Source organism: Kaistia adipata DSM 17808 (assembly GCF_000423225.1).
Lineage (GTDB): Bacteria > Pseudomonadota > Alphaproteobacteria > Rhizobiales > Kaistiaceae > Kaistia > Kaistia adipata.
In genome coordinates this window covers 128322-145592 of record NZ_AUHO01000010.1, presented here as the reverse complement: position 1 = coordinate 145592, position 17271 = coordinate 128322, and the positions used below count along the sequence as shown (strand labels likewise).

Here is a 17271-nt window from a genome sequence, read left to right as displayed (position 1 = left end):
ATGAACGCCAGTTCCAAGACCATGAGCGGCGTCCAGCTCGCCGTCCTGACGGCGCGGTTCGAGGGGATCGCGCGCAAGATGGCCAACACGCTGCATCGGACAGGTCGCTCCGGCATCCTGACGATCGCGCGCGACTTCTCCTGCGTGATCCTGACCGCTCGCCACGAACTTCTGACCGCCTCAGACAGCCTGCCCATCCACGTCCTGCGCGGTCCGGAAGTGATGAGCCGAACGATGACGGACAACCACAGGGAGCTCCGGCGAGGCGACGCCTTCCTGCACAATTCGCCCTATCACGGCTGTACGCACCCGGCCGACCACAGCATCCTCGTCCCGGTCCTGGACGATGACGGCGTCCATCGTTTCACCGTGCTCGCCAAGGGGCATCAGGCCGATTGCGGCAACGCGCTGCCGACCACCTATATGGGCGCCGCCAAGGACGTCTATGCCGAGGGCGCGCTGATCTTTCCGGCGGTTCGGATCCAGTCGAACTACAAGCATGAGATGGACATCGTCCGGATGTGCCAGATGCGCATCCGCGTGCCGGAACAATGGTGGGGCGACTATCTCGCCACGCTCGGGTCGGCCCGGGTGGGCGAGCGCGAGATCCTGGCCCTGGGACGGGAAGTCGGCTGGGACGTGCTCGAAACCTATGTCCGCGAGTGGTTCGACTACAGCGAGGCGCGCATGGCGGAGACGATCCGCGCCATGCCGAAGGGCCGCGTGACGCGCTCCAGCCGCCACGACCCCTTCCCCGGCACGCCGGCCGATGGCGTCGAGATCAAGGTCACGGTCGAAGTCGATCCGGACGCCGCGATGATCGATGTCGACGTCCGCGACAATCCCGACTGCATGGAGAATGGCATCAACCTGTCCGAAGGCTGCGCCCGCTCCGCCCCGATGATCGGCATCTTCAACTCCATCGACCATACGGTTCCGAAGAACGAGGGCAGCTTTCGCCGCATCCGCGTCCACCTTCGCGACAATTGCGCGGTCGGGCGCCCGATGCATCCGACCTCCTGCTCGGTTGCCACGACCAATCTGGCCGATCGCGTCGCGAACCCCGTGCAATGTGCCATTGCCGAGCTCGCGGATGGGCTTGGCATGGCCGAAACGGGCGCCTGCATCCCGGCCTCTTCGGGCGTGGTGTCGGGCGTCCATGACGGGCAGCCCTTCGTCAACGAGGTCTATCTCGGCTGTACCGGCGGGGCCGGCACGCCGACCACGGACGGGTGGCTGACGATCATGCATGTCGGCAATGCCGGCATGTGCTACCAGGACTCGATCGAAATCGACGAACTCCGGCACCCGATCTTCGTCCATGCCCGGCGCCTGATGCCGGACACGGAAGGGGCCGGCCGATTCCGCGGCGCGCTCAGCGCCTATTCCGAGTTCTCGCCGCTCGGATGCGACATGACGGTCGCCTATGTCAGCGACGGCAACCTCAATCCGGCATCCGGCGTGCGCGGCGGCCTGGCCGGCGGACCGTCCTCCCAGTTCCGCAAACGGCAGGATGGCACGCTCGATCCGATGCCGGGATGCGCGGAAGTCCTGGTCGCGCCCGGCGAGGCGATGGTCTCGATCAGTTGCGGTGGCGGCGGCTACGGCTCGCCGCTCGAGCGGCGGCCGGAATCCGTCATGGACGACGTGCGCGAAGGCTGGATCAGCCGGGCCCGCGCGGAAGCCGTCTATGGCGTCGCGCTCACCGACGACCTGACGCTCGACACAGCGAAGACGGAGCGGCTTCGCGCCCAGGCGCGCGCCGCCTGATCGAGGACCGGCGATCGTCGCCGGGTGACGACGGACGCCCCCCGGACCTGAAGACTGGAACGCCGCTGTCGTTCAGCGGAATTGTGGAGGACATGAATGCGCCGGCGCATCGCCGATCCCTTGGCAGCCGTCAATACAGGCTCGTACTCCCCGGCCCTGCGGGCGGGGCCATGGATACTCGTTTCCGGTCAGGGGCCGCTGCGTCCGGACGGCTCCGTCATAGACGGCGACATCGCCACCCAGACGCGCGCCACGCTCCACAACATCCGCCGCCTCGTCGAGGCGGCCGGTGGATCGATGGATCAAGTCGTCCAATGCACCTGCTACCTTCACGACATCGATGCATTTTCCGAGTTCGACATCGCCTATCGGGCTGCCTTCTCGGAACCCTACCCAACCCGGACCACGGTAGAAGCCGGCCTCGACGGCATCCTCGTCGAGATCGATGCGATGGCCTATCTCGGAGACGACAGATGACGATGGAACAGGGCACGCTCATCACCGGGGCGCGCGTTTTCGACGGCCAGGGCTTCCTGCCCGACGGCACGGCGGTTGCGGTCGCCGAGGGACGCATCGTCCATGTCGGCCAGATACTGGATCTGGCCGAGCAGGGCTTCCGCAGGGTCGATGGCAGCGGGTCCATCCTCTCGCCGGCCTTCATCGACACCCACAACCACGGCGACTACCACGGCGTCGATCCGGACAATGACGGCGTGTCCGCCCTGGCACAGGGCGTCGGCACGCTGGTCGTCGGCAATTGCGGCTACTCCGCCACCCCGACGGGGACCGTGCATGCCGTCCTGATGCCCGAGGCGGGCGACAGCAACGTGCCGCTGCCCGATCACCTCGCTCGCCTCGATCACGGCCTCGCCCTCGACATCGGCGACCTGCTCGGCCACAACACGCTGCGCCGCCACGTCATGGGCGAGGCGCGCGCCGCGACGCCCGCCGAGATCGACCGCATGTGCGGCCTGCTCGACGATTTCCTCGCCGCAGGCGGCATGGGCCTGTCGGTCGGCCTCAACTATCCCGAGGCCATCGGCTATGGCGCGGCGGAAATGGTGCCGCTGTGCCGCGTTCTGGCCCGGCACGGCCGCCCGCTCACCTGCCATATCGCCGACCAGGGCGCCGGCATCCTCCAGTCCGTCGGCGAGGTCGTCGCCTGGGCCGACGCCGCCGGCTGCCAGGTTCTGGTTTCGCATATGCGGCCGATCTCGGATCGCTACGACCATCTGCTCGATCCGCTGTTCTCGATCTTCGAGACGCGCCAGAACGCACGCTTCGATCTCTATCCCTACGCCGCCGGCTTCACCACGCTGGCCTGGTTGTTCAGCTACCTGTTCCAGCGAACGCCGGCCGTCGGGGCGCGCGTGCCTGGCGACGAGCTCGAGGAGGCGGCGCGCGGGGTCTGCATCGGCGGCCTCGACGATGTCAGGGTTCTGGCCTCGACGTTTCCCGATGCAGCCGGACACACCATCGGCGATATCGCCCGTTCGCTGAACCAGCCGGCCGGCGAGGTGGCGCAGGATATCTACATCGCGGATCCGTCAACGGTCTGCCTCTACGAACGCGAGAGCCGACCCGAAACCATCGACCGGATCATCACCCATCCGCTCTGCCTCGTCGGCTCGGACGGCTACCTGTTCGGCCACCGCCATACCGCCGCCTGCCATCCCCGTTGCTATGGTGCCTTCGCCGGTTTCATCGAGCGCTATGCCCGTCCCGGCCATGTCGACCAGGTCACCGCGCTCTCCCGCATGACCAGCGCGCCGGCGGCATTTTTCTCGCTGTCGGACCGGGGCAGGATCGCGCCGGGGCTGCGCGCCGATCTGGCGCTGCTCGACTGGGATCGCATCGGCGAGAATGCCGGGAAGGACGGCACGCGCATCGCCCATGGCGTCCGCATGACCATGGTCGGCGGCGCGATTGCCTATGAGGGCGGCCCGCAGGCCACGGGCCGGCGCGCCGGTGCACGCGCGGTTCCCACCGCGCGCTGACCGGCGTAACCGTTCCAGCTTACTTGGCCGTGTAGCCACCATCCACCGGCAGGATGGTGCCGGTGATGAAACTCGCGGCATCCGAACCGAGGAACAGGATCGCCCGCGCGATCTCATGCGGCTGGGCGAAGCGGCCGATCGGGTGCCGCTCGGCAATCTCGGCCCGCGCCTCCGGCGCCATTTCCGCAAACAGGCGCTCGATCATCGGGGTCAGCGTCGTTCCGGGCGCCACCGCGTTCACCCTGATGCCCCGAGGGCCGAAATCCACGGCCATCTGGCGGGTGAGCTGAATGACCCCGCCCTTGGCAGCGCAATAGGCAGCCGAAAGCGGCCAGCCCAGAAGGCCGGAGATCGACGCGACATTGACGATGGCCCCGCCTCCCCGCGCGCACATCGCCGGCAGCACGGCCTGGCTCATCCATAGGGTTCCCGTCAGGTTGACGCCGATCACCCGGTCCCAGTCGACCGCGACCGTGTCGAGGGCGCTCGCGGTATGTTCGGCCCCGGCATTGTTGACGAGGAGATCGACCGCCCCCCAGCGCGCCGCGATGTCAGCCACCAGCGCCGCCACCGCGTCACGATCGAGAATATCGGCGGCACGGGCGAACACGCCATCCGGAAGGTCTGCCACGGCTGCCGGATTGCGATCGATCGCAGCAACCCTTGCCCCTCGCTCCAACAGCAGTTCCACGGTCGCCCTGCCGACACCGCTGCCGCCGCCGGTGACAAGCGCCACGCGCCCCTCATAGCCGGTGCTCACAGGAACGCCCTCAGTCCGTTGGCCATATTACCACCATCGACCAACAAGTTGGCGCCGACGACAAACGAGGCTTCGTCCGAGGCCAGGAACACCACGGCTTCGGCAACCTCCTCGGGCCGACCGATACGATTCAGCGCCGCGGTCGACGCGAAATGGTCCCGCGCGCCGGCCGGATCCGGCTGGCGGTCGAGATAGCCCTTGAACATCTCGCTCTCCACGAAGCCGGGGCTGACTGCGTTCACCCGCACGCCGTGCCGCGCATAGTCGAGTGCCATCTCTTGGGTGAGACTGATCATCGCCCCCTTGGAAGCGCTGTAGGCGGCGAGATTGCGCGCGGCCGTCACGCCGCGGATCGAGGCGATGTTGACGATCGCGCCACGCCCTGCCGCGATCATGTCCGGCAGCACGGCGCGCGCGCACAGCATCGCACCCCGTACGTTCACCGCCATCACCCGGTCCCAGTCGTCAGGCGCGATCTCGAGCACGGAATCGGGGGAGCCGGGGCTGCCGATCCCCGAATTGTTGACCAGAATCGTCGCGGCGCCAAAGTTCCCGGCAAGCTCGGCCGCCAGGGCATCGGCGACCCCCGCCTCGGAGATATCGCCCTGAAGCACGCGGCCGCGTCCACCGGCCGCCGCGACCGCGGCAAGCGTCTCGTCGCCACCGGACCGGTTGGCCATCACATTGATGCCGACTGCCGCACCTTCCCGCGCCAGCTTGATGGCGATGGCGCGGCCGATGCCACCACCCGCGCCCGTGACGAGCGCAACCCGACCCGCGAACTGGCTCATGCGGCGGCCCCCGCCTTGCCGCGTCGCGGCTTCAACGACCACCCGCGGAACTTGTCCTGACCGACAACCACGATAAGAATGATGCCCAGCGCGATGTGCTGATAAAAGGGGCTGAGCTTCAGCAACGTGGAGCCATTGACCAGCAGCAGCATGGTCAGCACGCCAAGCAGCGCGCCGAGGATCGACCCACGGCCGCCAGTGATCAGCGTGCCGCCGATCAGCACCGCCGTCACCACCTCGAGCGGCGCGTAGAGCCCGGCATCGGCGGTCGCCGCCTGGACCCGGATGGTGGACGTCAGCCCGGCGATGGCGGCGATGATGCCGCAGGCCACATAGACGAAAAGCACGACGTTGCGCACGTTGATTCCCGCCAAAGCGGCGGTACGCGGATTCGCGCCCACCGCCAGGATGGCGCGGCCGAGCGGCATGAAATTGAGCAGCAGGCCGGCCAGCAGCCCGAGCAGAAGCATCGCGGCGAAAAGCACCGGCACACCCAGAACCGAGGCATCCACGAGATCGAGGAACGCGTCCGGAAAGGCGGTGGCGGTGCGCCCCCGCAACAGGCCGTAGACGACGGAGCGGACGATCGTCATGGTCGCCAGCGTGACGATGATCGGCTGCATGCGGAAGCGGGCAATGAGCACCGCGTTGACCAGCCCCACCGCCGCGCCCGAACCGATTCCGGCAAGAAGTGCCAGCCAGAACGGAACGCCCATTTCGTAGAGCTTGCTGGTGACGACCGGCGAGAGCGCCATGACCGCGCCGATCGACAGGTCGAAGCCGCCTGCGATGATGACCAGCGCCTGGCCGATCGCCAGCATGCCGAGTTCGCTCATGCGCAGCGCGAGGTTCTCGATGTTGCGCATCGAAAGGAACGTTCCGGATACGCTGGCGAGCGCAGCGCCCAGCGCCAGGTTGACGAGCACCAGAACCAGAATGGTGCGCCACAGCTGCGGCAGGCCTTTCCAAAACGTCATTCTGCCGCCCGCCTCGAATGACGCTGCATCAGCGCAGCATGTTGCTGCCGCAGATATTCCAGCGAAATGGCCACGATGATCAGGAAGCCCTGAACCGCACCCTGCCAGTAGGCATCGATGCCCAGCATGGTCATGCCGGCAAGGATGACGCCGAGAATGGCGGCCCCCAGAAGCGTGCCGAGCACGCTGCCGCTGCCGCCGAAGATGCTGGCCCCGCCGATCACCACCGCGGCGATCGCGCTCATTTCATAGCCGTCGAACGCCACCTGCGGCTGCACGAACCCGCTGCGGCCGACCAAGACCAGGCCCGCCAGAGCCGCCAGCCCGCCCGAGGCGACATAGACCCACACCCGGTAGCGATCCACCGGCACGCCGGAGAAGGACGCCGCATCGGCATTTCCGCCAATGGCATAGAGGTTCCGTCCGAAGCGCGTGCGCGTCAGGGTGAAATGGGCCAGCAGCAGCACCACAACCAGCAGGATTACCGGCGCATAGCCAGAGCCGATCCAAAGATACTCGCCGGGAATGGGCGTGATGTACTTGCCGCCGGTCAGGACCATCGTGGCCCCGCGCACGATGCTCATCGTGCCGAGCGTGACGATCAGCGGGTGAACGGCGAAGCGGATCACCAGGAGGCCGTTGATCAGACCGAGACCGAGCCCGATCCCCAGCATCAGCGGATAGGCCAGCCAGATCGGCCACCCGCCGCCGATGGCGATGGAGCCGCCAACGCTGGTCGCGAAAGCCATCACGGCGCCCACCGACAGATCGATGCCGCCGGTGATGATGACGAGCGTCATGCCGACAGACATGATGCAGATGACCGCGATCTGTCGGCTGACATTGTCGAACGTGCTCAGCGAGGCGAAACCATCGACGCTGAACGAAAGCACGAGGATGATGAAGACGAAGAAGGCAAGGATGGGCGTTTCGCGCTGGGCTGCCAGCGATCGCCCCGATGACAGGCTCATGCGGCGGCCCCCGTAAGCACGTTCATGATACCAACCGCGTCGGCATCCCGGCGCGGCAGCGTGCGGACCAGCCGCCCATCGCGGAACAGGGCCACTCGATCGGCGAGGCCGAGAACTTCCGGAAGCTCCGAGGAAATGAGCATCACGCCTCGCCCTGCCTCGGTCAGGCCGGCAATGATCTTGTAGATCTCCGCCTTGGCGCCGATGTCGACGCCACGCGTCGGCTCGTCGAGGATGAAGACCCGGGCCTCGGTGGCGAGCAGGCGCGCCAGCACGACCTTCTGCTGATTGCCGCCCGATAGCGCGGACACCGCGACGCGCGCATTCGGCGCCTTGACCCGCAGCTCGGACATGCCGCGATCGATGATCTGCTTCTGCACGCCCGGAAGCAGCATCCCGAGGCGCGCGAGGCGCTTCAGGATCGAAAGCACGATGTTCTCGCCGATGCTGTGGTCAAGCAGCAGACCCTCGCCCTTCCGGTCCTCGGACAGATAGACGATGCCCTGGGCCATCGCCTCTCCGGGATCCCGGAAACGCAGCGTCGCGCCACCGACTTCGATCGTCCCCGCCTCGGGCTCCGTCGATCCAATCACGGCCTTGGCCAGCTCGGTTCGACCAGCGCCGATCAGGCCGGCCAGCGCCAGCACCTCGCCCGCGCGCACCTCGAGACTGACCTCCGTGAACTCGCCGCGACGCGTCAGCCCCTCGACCCGCATCAGCACCTCGCCCACGGTCGCGTTATGCGGCGGATAGATTTCCGAAAGCTCGCGACCGACCATGTCCGACACGATCCGGCCGGTCGTTGCCTCGCCGATCGGATAGCCGTTGACGAAGCGTCCATCGCGCAAGACCACGACATGGTCGCAGATCGCGAAGATCTCCTCCAGCTTGTGGCTGACATAGATCACCGAGCGGCCCTCGGCCCGCAGGGCCCGTATGATGCCGAATAGTTGCTCGACCTCATACTGGGTGAGCGAGGATGTCGGCTCGTCCATGATGACGACGCGCGAATCCAGCACCATCGCCTTGCAGATCTCGACAAGCTGCTGACTGGCGATCGACAGATCGCCGGCCATCTCGTCCGGATCGATCCGCACCCCGAGCCTGGCGATCACCTCGGCGGTGCGGCGGTGCATCCCGGCCTTGTCGACGACGCCGAGCCACCCCTGCGTCGGCTCGCGGCCGAGAAAGACATTCTCGGTGATCGTCAGCCCTGGAACCAGCGTCAGCTCCTGGAAGATGGTGGCGATGCCCGCCTTCTGCGCGTCATGCGGGCTGTCAAAGCGGATCGGCTGCCCCTCGAAGGTCACCACGCCTTCATATTCGGCGTAGACACCGGAGAGAATCTTGATGAGGGTCGACTTGCCCGCGCCGTTCTCGCCGACGAGCCCGACCACGGCGCCGCGCGGCACCTCGAAGCCAATGCCATCGAGAGCCCGAACGCCGGGGAAGCTCTTTCCCAGTCCGGTGACCGACAGCGCTGCCGGCGGACCAGAAGATGTCATCTGCAGCCTGCCCTGCGCTTGCATCAGGTCTCCGCCCCGCATCCGGAAAGCGACGATATCTCGATCCTCGTCGCCGTTGTCCGCCGCGTGGGCGCGGCACGGCCGACATGTACCACCCAGCCGGATCGAATCCGGGCGACGATGACGTCTGAGGAAGGGCGCGCGAAAGCCAATCTCCCGAACTCCAATGAGAAATGGCCGCAAGTCTGCCGCCCACCTTTATCGTCACAGTGACGCTATCCAGCTCGAAAGTTGCTGTCAACGACCGAGCGCGACTGCAAATAGCGTGCGATTCCCAATAGTTTATTATTCAACGGCCAGTCGAACCCCATTGACATATCCTCAAAATCCGGCCCAGCTTCTGCAACGTTTAAGTTGACGCGGCTGACGATCATCGACGCTGCGCAGGCAGGAGGCGGGCTCCTATGGGGCAACTCACAGATATCACCGGCAAACTCGAACCCGGCATGTGGGACTATCGGGTTTTTCCGGGCTTCGAAGACTTGGTTCCGCCCCTTCGCATCGAGACCATGGGCACGCTCGACACCTTCGGCTTCTACGGGTCCAAATTCACGCTGTCCTCGATCTCGGGCACCTATCTGGAAGCATCCAGCCACGTGCTGGCCGACGGCCGCCACCTCAGCAGCTATGGCGTCGACGACTTCATCCGGCCGGCGAAGATCCTGCGGCTCGGCGGCCTCGCCCCCGATACGCTGATCGACGGGGCGATGCTTGCCGCGGCGGCGCCGGCGATCGAGCCGGGAGACGCGCTCCTGATCGACACGGGCTGGTATCGGCAGTGGAACACGCCAGGCTTCGTCGAACGCTGCCCCAAGATGCTTCCAAGTGCCCTCGCCTGGATCCTCGAGCAGCCCATCGCCCTGCTGGGCGTCGACATTCCGGCCATCGAGGCAGCCTGGACCGACGACGACGCAAGCGCCAAGGGCGGTCTGCTGACCCAATTGTTCGCGCGCGGCACCTTGTTGCTCGCACCGGTCGTCAATCTGGACCAGATCGGCGCCGATCGAGGACGGCTCTACGCCCTGCCACTGCCTGTGGTGGGCACCTCGGGCGCGCCGGTCCGCGCCATCCTCGAATGGGAATGATCGCATGAGGTTCGCGCCGCGCGACACCCTGGTCGGCATTATCGGTCTCGGCCTCATGGGGAAGAGCATCGCCGCCTGCCTGCTCGCCGCGGGGCACCCGGTGATCGGCTATGACACCGACCCGGCCCGGCGCGACGAGACGCTTCCCGCCGTCCGCGCAATGCTCGATGAGCTGTCCCGCGAAGGCGGCCTCGCGACACCGGTCGACACCCTGCTTCAGGGCCTGACGGTGGCCGCCGAGATCCAGGAACTCGCCGCCTGTCGCATCGCCTTCGAGGTGGTCACGGAGGATCTCGGCGCGAAGCGGGAGGTATTCGCCGCGCTGGAGGGCATTCTCGCGCCCGACGCGATCATCGCGAGCAACACCTCCGCAATCCCCATCACGATGCTGCAACAGGGCCTTCGGAGCCCGCAGCGCCTGTTCGGCGTTCACTGGGCCGAGCCGGCGCATCTGACCCGCTTTCTCGAGATCATCGCCGGCGACGAAAGCGCTCCCGCATTCGGCGAGCATCTGCATGCGCTGGCCGGGCGCTGGGGCAAGGAACCGACGCTGGTCCGTCGCGACATCCGGGGGTTTGTCACCAACCGGATCATGTACGCCATGATCCGCGAGGCCTTCCACATCGTCGAGTCGGGCGCCGCCTCCGTCGAGGACGTCGATCGTTCGGTCCGCAACGACATCGGAGCCTGGGCCACGCTGGCCGGTCCGTTCCGCTGGATGGACCTGACCGGCATCCCGGCCTACGGCGCGGTGATGACCGACCTGATGCCGGACCTCTCCAACGCGACCGAGCTGCCGCGCCTGATGCGCGATACGATCGCTGCCGGCGCGCTTGGAACCGCCAACGCCAAGGGCTTCCACGAATACACCCCGGAGACCGCGCAGGCCTGGAACGAGGCGTTCCGGCGCTTCAGCATGGATATCCGGCATCTCCAGCAGAAATACCCCGAGCCACGGGGTGACGACGGGCCATAGGCCCAAGAGGGGAGAAGATCGATGCTGAGAAGAACGGTTCTGACGCTGGCTCTCATGAGCAGCGCTTTCGCGATCGGCCTGTCTGGACCGGTCGCCGCGCAGGACAAGAAGGTTGACACGATCGCCGTCGTGCCGCTCGCGCTGGGTCACCCCTGGTGGGTGCGGGCCGAGGAGGGCGCCAAGCGCGCCGCCGAGGAGCTCGGCATCGAGGTGGTGTTCACGGCCCCCGAGCGCGAAGACGCCGCGCGTCAGGTCGACGTCTTCAACGACGTGATCAACAATGGCGCCGACGCCGTCGTCATCGCCGCCGTCGACCCGGCCACGCTGGCGCGCCCGATCTCGAAGGCCATCAAGGACGGCATTCCGGTTTTCGGCTTTGACATCGGCGCGCCCGGCACCGAGGCGATCTATACCGCGTCGGGCTGGGAAGCGGTTTCGAGCGGCACGAACATCGCCAAGGGGCTCGCCGAGGAGATCGGCGGCAAGGGCAAGGTGGCGATTCTGACCGGTGGCCTCGGCTCGCCGCTGCTGGCCAAGCGCCAGAAGGCGGTCGAGGATACGCTGGCGGGCTACCCGGAGATCGAGGTCGTCGGCGTCTATGCGAGCGACAACGACTTCGCCGTCGCGCTCGGCCAGGCCGAATCTGTGCTGCAGGCCCATCCGGACCTGGCCGGCTTCGCGTCGGTCGTGACCACCGGCGTGCCCGCTTCCGTGCAGGCCGCCGTCAATGCCGGCAAGCAGGGCAAGGTGGCGATCTGGGGCGTTGCCATGCCGAAGCAGAACGCCGAGGCGGTCAAGAAGGGCTGGACCAAGGGCGCGCTGGCGCTCGATCCGGGCCAGATGACCTATCTGGGCGTGCTGATGGCCCATCGCTACGCCACCGCCGGCACGCTGCCGGCCGAGGGCGACGACTATGCCTGGGCGGGCAAGCCGGTCATCGATGCCGCCAACAAGATGGCCTACGTCCCCGACACCCGGCTCACGCCCGAGAACATCGACGGCTACGGATTCTAGGAAAGCCCCTCCCCCGCCCGGCGACGCGCGGGGGAGTTCGTCCAGATCGGCATGTGCCGGCGCCAACCGCCCCCGTGAACAGGTTCATTGAATGTCCAACCGCAAAGTGAAGATCGGCATTGTTGGCGCCGGGATCTGGGGCAGCAATCACGCCCTCGCTCTGTCGACCCACCCCCAGGGCGAGGTGACCCTGATCTGCGACCGCGATCCAGCGCGCGCCAAGGCGCTGGCCGATCGCTTCGGCTGCGCGTGGACGGATAGTCTCGACAGCCTCGCCGGCAGCGACGTCGAGGCCGTGACCATCGCCACGCCCGACCCCTTCCACCGCGACCCGACAGTCGCGATGCTCGCCGCCGGCAAGCACGTCATGTGCGAAAAGCCACTCGCCACCACCGTCGCCGACGGCATCGACATGGTGCGCGCGGCCGACGCCGCCGGCACCAAGTTCATGGTCGATTTCCATGCCCGCTGGCATCCGCTTTTCATGGGCGCCAAGGGCTATGCCGAACGCGGCGAGCTCGGCGATCCGGTCATGGCCTATGCGCGCCTCTCCGACACGATCCACGTGCCGACCAAGATGCTGAAATGGGGCGGCCAGTCCGGCCCCGAATGGTTCCTGTTCCCGCACACCATGGATGCCATCCGCTGGATGTTCGACCGCGAGCCGGTCTCGGTCTACGCCCAAGGCCATCGCGGCGTGCTCGACGGCATGGGCATCAACAGCTGGGATGCGATCCAGAGCCTGGTCACCTTCGAAGGCGGCGCGTTCTGCACCTTCGAGACATCCTGGATCGTGCCCGAGACCTACACCAACGTGGTCGACAACCGCATCTTTCTCAACGGCACCAAGGGCGGCCTGGAACTGCGCAACGAACCGTCCCTGTGGGTCTACACCGACCGCTTCCACACCCCGTTCTCGTCGGAAACCGTGACCCGCTACGGTAAGGCCTCCGGCTTCCAGTACGATTCAATCCGCTATTTCATCGATTGTGTCGCAGAGGACCTGGTTCCCCAGTGCACCGGACGCGACGGCCTCGTCGTCACCGCGATGATCGAGGCCACGCTGTTGTCCCTCGCCCAGAAGCGGCCGGTCGCGATGTCGGAGATCCTGGACCTGGGGTCGGTCTGAGGCCCAGCCGACCCGATCGCTTCGGCACCACGCCCCCTGCTTCCCGCGCCGGATCCCGATCTCGGCCCTCGTCATCAAATCGGCCTCGGCGCCGGGCCAGTACCCGGATGGAAGCCAGCTCTACCCTTGCGTGGCGCCGGGGGATCCAAGCAGACGGTCATATTCCGCCACGACGGGAAATGGCGGAAGGGCGGCAGCCGTTTTGGGCGCGTGCCGTCAGCGCCAGTTGCGCGAACGGCCGATGGCCTGGTCGAAGCGCTGCCGCCAGCGATCCCGGCCGAGATCGCGGCTCGCATAGACGATGTCGCCCCCCGCCCGTTCCGGCAGTTCGACGCCCAGCGCCAGTCCGGCCAGCGCCGCGCAACCGAGGCTCGTCAGCTCGTCGAAGGAGCGCGTGCGGATATCGCGTCCCAGCGCATCGGCCAGGAACTGCGCGAAATAGGGGCTGCGCGACAGGCCGCCATCAATCGACAGCACATCGCCGATGGTCACCTCCGCGGCCATCGCCCGCATCACGTCGGCGCAAGCCAGCGCGATGCCTTCGAGCGCCGACTGGCTCATCTGCGCCCGCGTCGTGTCAGCCGACATGCCGAGCCACAGCCCCGCCGCGCTGCGATCCCAATGCGGACAGCCGAGGCCGGACAAGGCCGGCACGAAGACGAGGTCGCGCTCGATCGCCGGGCCGCCGTCAAAGGCCTGCAGGTCGTCGACGCCGTTCAGCATGCCGATCCGCCCGAGCCACTCGATCGCCGAGCCGGCGTCGTAGACGCCGCCATCGACGGCATAGACCGTCTCCGCCGCGATCCGCCACGCCACCGTCGGCAGCAGCCCGATCGCCGGATTGCGAACGATCCGGTCGCCGGTCACCGCCAGCGCGAAGGCGCCGGTGCCGAAGGTGATCTTGGCGTCGCCCGGCCGGCGGCAGCCATGTCCGTAGAGCGCCGCCTGCTGGTCGACGATCGACGCCGTGATCGGGATCCGGCCGGCCATGCCGATGACGCCGCCGGCCGAGGGCCCGATCTCCGGCAGGCATTCGACCGGCACACCGAACAGCCGGCAGAGCTCCGGGTCCCAATCGAGCGTCTCGAGGTTCATCAGGGAGGTGCGCGAGGCGGTCGCCGCGTCCGTGACGAAGCGTTTGGTCAGCCGGTCAAGGAAGAAGGCGTCCGTCGTGCCGAGGCGCAATCGTCCTGCCGCGTGGGCGGCGCGCGCCGCCGGCAGCTCATCGAGGATCCACGCCAGCTTGGAAGCGGAAAAATAGGGGTCGAGCGGCAGCCCGGCGCGCGCCAGGGTCAGCGCCTCGGCGCCCTCGCCCCGCAGTCGCTCGATGACATCCTTGGTCCGATTGTCCTGCCAGACGATCACGGGCGACAGCGGCTCGCCGGTGACGGCGTCCCAGGCCAGGCAGCTCTCGCCCTGATTGTCGATGCCGATGGCGTCGACGGCGCCCGCCGCTTCGATGCAGGCGGCGACATTGGCGAGCAATTCCCGCGCGTCGTGCTCGACCCAGCCGGCTCGCGGATAGTGCTGGGCGTGGCGGAGCGCCTGGGCGATTTCAAGGCCACCGGCATCGTCCGCCACCAACACCCGCGTCGATGTCGTACCCTGATCGATTGCCGCCAGCCGCATCTAGCCCGCCTTGTCGCTGGTGAAGCGGATCTCGACCGTATCGGTTCGTTCGCCCGCTTTCAGAAGTGCCGCCAGAGGAACGAGAATTCGCCGCTCCGGCAAGATCGAAAGCCGCTTTTCCCAGAGAATGGCCGAGCCGTCTCGGATGCTGAGCACGCCCGTGCCGCCCGTCGCGGCGCGGAGCTGGATCCAGCCAAGGCTCGGTTCGGCCGATGGCAGCGCGATCCGCTGCGGCACGGCGAGCTTGAGCCCCTCGCCACGCGCGATCTGGATGGTCCGCTCCGCCGGAGCGAGGCGTCCGTCCAGGTCGTCGGCGACGATGCCGCCGATGCGCTTGCCCTCGCGAAACGACCAGCCCGCCGTCTCGACCGGGCGCAGCAGATTGCCGGCGGCGAAATAGGCGGGATCGCTGCAGCGACCGAATTGGTCGATGGAGGGACCGCCGCTGCCCATATCGACATCGAGATGACTGAGGCGGACCAGCGCCGACTCGGGCACGAAGCGGCCTGTCAAAAGGATGCCGTCGCAATCGACGTCGCGCGTCGTGCCGTCCGCCAGGCGCAGCGTCGCCGCCTCGACGCGCGAGCGGCCGCGAATGTCGACAAGCTCCGCGCCATAATGCATCGGAATGCCGAGCAGGCGCGGAAACAGCGCCATCGGCCAGCGCGCCGTCGGCCGGGACGCCGCCTCGACGACCGCTACGGGCCGGATGCCGGCCTTCCAGCAGGTCAGCACGGCAGAAAGGCTGACCAGCTCCGTGCCGACGATCAGCGGCCGGCGAAACGGCTTCTGCCGCTCGATATAGATGGCATGCTGCAGCGTGCCGGTGGAAAGGACCCCGACCGGCCTGTCGCCGGTGATCAGCCGGGCCGAGCGCGGCATTTCCCGCACGCCCGTCGCCAGGATCACCCGGCCGGCCGCAAGCGCCGCCGTGCCATCCGGCGTCGTCAGGGCCAGGCGACCGGAGGGGCCGAGCGCGGTCACGCTGGTACGGGTCCGGATCTCGACGCCGGCACGAACCGCCTCCAGCCGCAGCCGCGCCGCATAGGCCGGTCCCGACAGGATGCGGCCGAACTCGCGCAGGCCGAACGGCGGATGGCCGCAATGGCGCGGCACGCCGCCCGCTTCGCTCTCGCGCTCCAGAACGGTGACGCGCGCAACACCGCGATGGCGCAGCGCCAGCGCCGCGGCGATGCCGGCCGGTCCGCCGCCGACGATGGCGACGTCGGTCTCGAAGGGCTCAGTCATCCGCCTTCTCCACGGCCAGCGGCTCCGCGAATTTTCCCTCGGTCAGCGCGGCGATGCGGGCCTGGCAATAGAAGCCCTGGCAGCGACCCATGCCGGCGCGGGTCCGGCGCTTCAGCCCTCCAACATCGCCGGCGGCCAGCGGCCCTTCGAGCGCCTGCTCGATCTCGCGCCGGGTGACCAGTTCGCAATGGCAGACGATCTCGCCATGGCCGTCGGCCTGCCAGTCGCGCCGGCCATGCTCGGCAAGGTTCGGCATGTGCGGCCAGACGGGATCGTTCACCGGGCGGAAGCCGGCATCGTCGAAGCCGGCATGCAGGCTGGCGGCGTGTCGGGCGATGCCGAGGGCGGCGGTCAGGCCGGTCGAGCGGATACCGCCGATCGTGATCCAGCGTAGCTCCGGCTTGGCCGATACGCGATATTCCTTCTTCTCGGTCGCCGGCCGCAATCCCGCATAGATCGCCGTCACCGGCATGTCGGCCAGCCCCGGCACCATCGCGACAGCCTTGGCGACCAGATCGCGCAACGCCTCCTGCCGGACATCGGCGCGGGTCCGGTCGAGCTGTTCCTCGGCGGTGGGGCCCACCAGCACATTGCCGAAGATGGTGCGCGCCAGCACGACGCCCTTGGTGCGCTCGTTCGGCACCGGCAGGAGGATCGTGGTGAGCAGGGCGCTCGCCGCCTTGTCGAAGACGACGAACTGGCCCTTGCGCGGCATAATGATGAAATCGGAACGGCCGAGCAGACGGGTCTCGACCTCGTCGCCGAACAGGCCTGCGCAGTTGATGACGATCCTGGCCCGCACGGCCCCCCGCGGCGTCTCGAGCGTCCAGAGGCCGGCGTCGAGGCGGCCGGACAGGACCTCGGCGTTGCAGAGCACCTCGGCACCATGCGCCACCGCCTGCTTCAGATAGGCGAGCGGCGCCGACCACGGATCGATCACGTGCTCGCCGGGCACCAGCAGCGCGCCGCGCAGGCTCGTCGCCAGATGCGGCTCGCGCGCCAGCACTTCGGCCGGCTCCATCAGGCGGACATCGTCGACGCCGTTCGCCCGCGCCTGCGCTTCGATGCTGTCGAGCCTGGCCAGGTCCGCCTCGCTCCAGGCGACGACCATCGCGCCGGTCTCCAGCAGCGGCAGGTTCATCCGCTCGCGGATCTCGCAATATTCCCGGTAGCCCGCCTGCATGCAGGCGAGCTCCAGGCTGCCGGGCGGCGCGTCGAAGCCGGTATGCAACAGCGCGCTGTTGGCCTTGCTGGCGCCCGACAGGATGTCGGACGCCCGCTCCAGCAACAGGACGCGTGCGCCGTCCAGCGCGAAGCGCCTGGCGACGGCACAGCCGACGACGCCGCCGCCGATGACGGCGACATCGAATAAGCCGGACTGGCTTGTCATCATCTGTC

The 17271-nt window shown here is 67.7% G+C and carries 15 protein-coding genes; 7 read left to right on the top strand and 8 right to left on the bottom strand.

Going from position 1 to position 17271, the window contains the following annotated elements:
• The 3 genes from G539_RS0109540 to G539_RS0109530 all read left to right on the top strand — a co-directional run bounded on the left by G539_RS0109540 (position 1) and on the right by G539_RS0109530 (position 3767).
• Entirely contained in the window at positions 1-1770 is a 1770-nt protein-coding gene (locus tag G539_RS0109540) for a hydantoinase B/oxoprolinase family protein (protein WP_029074997.1), read from the top strand.
• Between the two features lie 96 nt (positions 1771-1866).
• A complete protein-coding gene (locus G539_RS0109535; RefSeq protein ID WP_051231253.1) occupies positions 1867-2247 on the top strand; it encodes a RidA family protein in 381 nt (126 codons plus the stop codon).
• Positions 2244-3767: an amidohydrolase family protein gene (locus G539_RS0109530; RefSeq protein WP_029074995.1), complete on the top strand. Its 1524-nt coding sequence runs from the start codon at positions 2244-2246 to the stop codon at positions 3765-3767. The genes G539_RS0109535 and G539_RS0109530 overlap by 4 nt, the downstream gene beginning before the upstream one ends.
• A gap of 19 nt (positions 3768-3786) precedes the next feature.
• Here the strand turns inward: G539_RS0109530 and G539_RS0109525 are convergent, their stop codons facing one another.
• Genes G539_RS0109525 through G539_RS0109505 form a run of 5 tightly spaced genes read right to left on the bottom strand, consistent with a single transcriptional unit; the run spans position 3787 to position 8771 of the window.
• Positions 3787-4503 carry an SDR family NAD(P)-dependent oxidoreductase gene (locus G539_RS0109525; protein WP_210162804.1) on the bottom strand — a complete coding sequence of 239 codons (717 nt, stop codon included), beginning with the start codon at positions 4501-4503 and terminating at the stop codon, positions 3787-3789.
• 20 nt (positions 4504-4523) lie between these two features.
• Positions 4524-5318: an SDR family NAD(P)-dependent oxidoreductase gene (locus G539_RS0109520; RefSeq protein ID WP_029074993.1), complete on the bottom strand. Its 795-nt coding sequence runs from the start codon at positions 5316-5318 to the stop codon at positions 4524-4526.
• Positions 5315-6295, bottom strand: a complete 981-nt coding sequence (locus G539_RS0109515) for an ABC transporter permease (protein ID WP_029074992.1) — start codon at positions 6293-6295, stop codon at positions 5315-5317. Before G539_RS0109515 ends, G539_RS0109520 begins: the two co-directional genes overlap by 4 nt.
• On the bottom strand, positions 6292-7266 hold the full coding sequence (locus G539_RS0109510; protein WP_029074991.1) for an ABC transporter permease: 975 nt from the start codon (positions 7264-7266) through the stop codon (positions 6292-6294). Before G539_RS0109510 ends, G539_RS0109515 begins: the two co-directional genes overlap by 4 nt.
• Positions 7263-8771 (bottom strand): sugar ABC transporter ATP-binding protein, encoded by a 1509-nt coding sequence (locus G539_RS0109505; protein ID WP_029074990.1) that lies wholly within the window; start codon positions 8769-8771, stop codon positions 7263-7265. The genes G539_RS0109510 and G539_RS0109505 overlap by 4 nt, the downstream gene beginning before the upstream one ends.
• Before the next feature lie 425 nt (positions 8772-9196).
• Here G539_RS0109505 and G539_RS0109500 point away from each other — a divergent pair, with 425 nt between their 5' ends.
• The 4 genes from G539_RS0109500 (at position 9197) to G539_RS24265 (ending at position 12996) form a co-directional block, all read left to right on the top strand.
• Positions 9197-9877, top strand: a complete 681-nt coding sequence (locus G539_RS0109500; RefSeq protein ID WP_084639911.1) for a cyclase family protein — start codon at positions 9197-9199, stop codon at positions 9875-9877.
• A 4-nt stretch (positions 9878-9881) separates the two neighbouring features.
• Positions 9882-10853, top strand: coding sequence for a 3-hydroxyacyl-CoA dehydrogenase family protein (locus G539_RS0109495; RefSeq protein WP_029074988.1), 972 nt, complete (start codon positions 9882-9884; stop codon positions 10851-10853).
• Positions 10854-10874: 21 nt separating this feature from the next.
• Complete coding sequence (locus tag G539_RS0109490; RefSeq protein ID WP_084639910.1) at positions 10875-11867, top strand: autoinducer 2 ABC transporter substrate-binding protein; 993 nt, start codon at positions 10875-10877, stop codon at positions 11865-11867.
• Between the two features lie 91 nt (positions 11868-11958).
• Positions 11959-12996 (top strand): Gfo/Idh/MocA family protein, encoded by a 1038-nt coding sequence (locus G539_RS24265; RefSeq protein WP_035830910.1) that lies wholly within the window; start codon positions 11959-11961, stop codon positions 12994-12996.
• A gap of 216 nt (positions 12997-13212) precedes the next feature.
• On the opposite strand, the gene G539_RS0109480 is transcribed toward G539_RS24265, so the two are convergent.
• The 3 genes from G539_RS0109480 to G539_RS0109470 are packed head-to-tail and all read right to left on the bottom strand — an operon-like array spanning position 13213 to position 17266.
• The gene (locus G539_RS0109480) at positions 13213-14625 is read right to left on the bottom strand and encodes an FGGY family carbohydrate kinase (RefSeq protein WP_029074986.1); all 1413 of its coding nucleotides are present in this window, start codon (positions 14623-14625) and stop codon (positions 13213-13215) included.
• Positions 14626-15873, bottom strand: a complete 1248-nt coding sequence (locus tag G539_RS0109475; RefSeq protein ID WP_029074985.1) for an FAD-dependent oxidoreductase — start codon at positions 15871-15873, stop codon at positions 14626-14628. It abuts the gene before it with no gap.
• Positions 15866-17266 (bottom strand): NAD(P)/FAD-dependent oxidoreductase, encoded by a 1401-nt coding sequence (locus G539_RS0109470; protein ID WP_425402350.1) that lies wholly within the window; start codon positions 17264-17266, stop codon positions 15866-15868. The genes G539_RS0109475 and G539_RS0109470 overlap by 8 nt, the downstream gene beginning before the upstream one ends.
• Between the last annotated feature and the right edge of the window lie 5 nt (positions 17267-17271).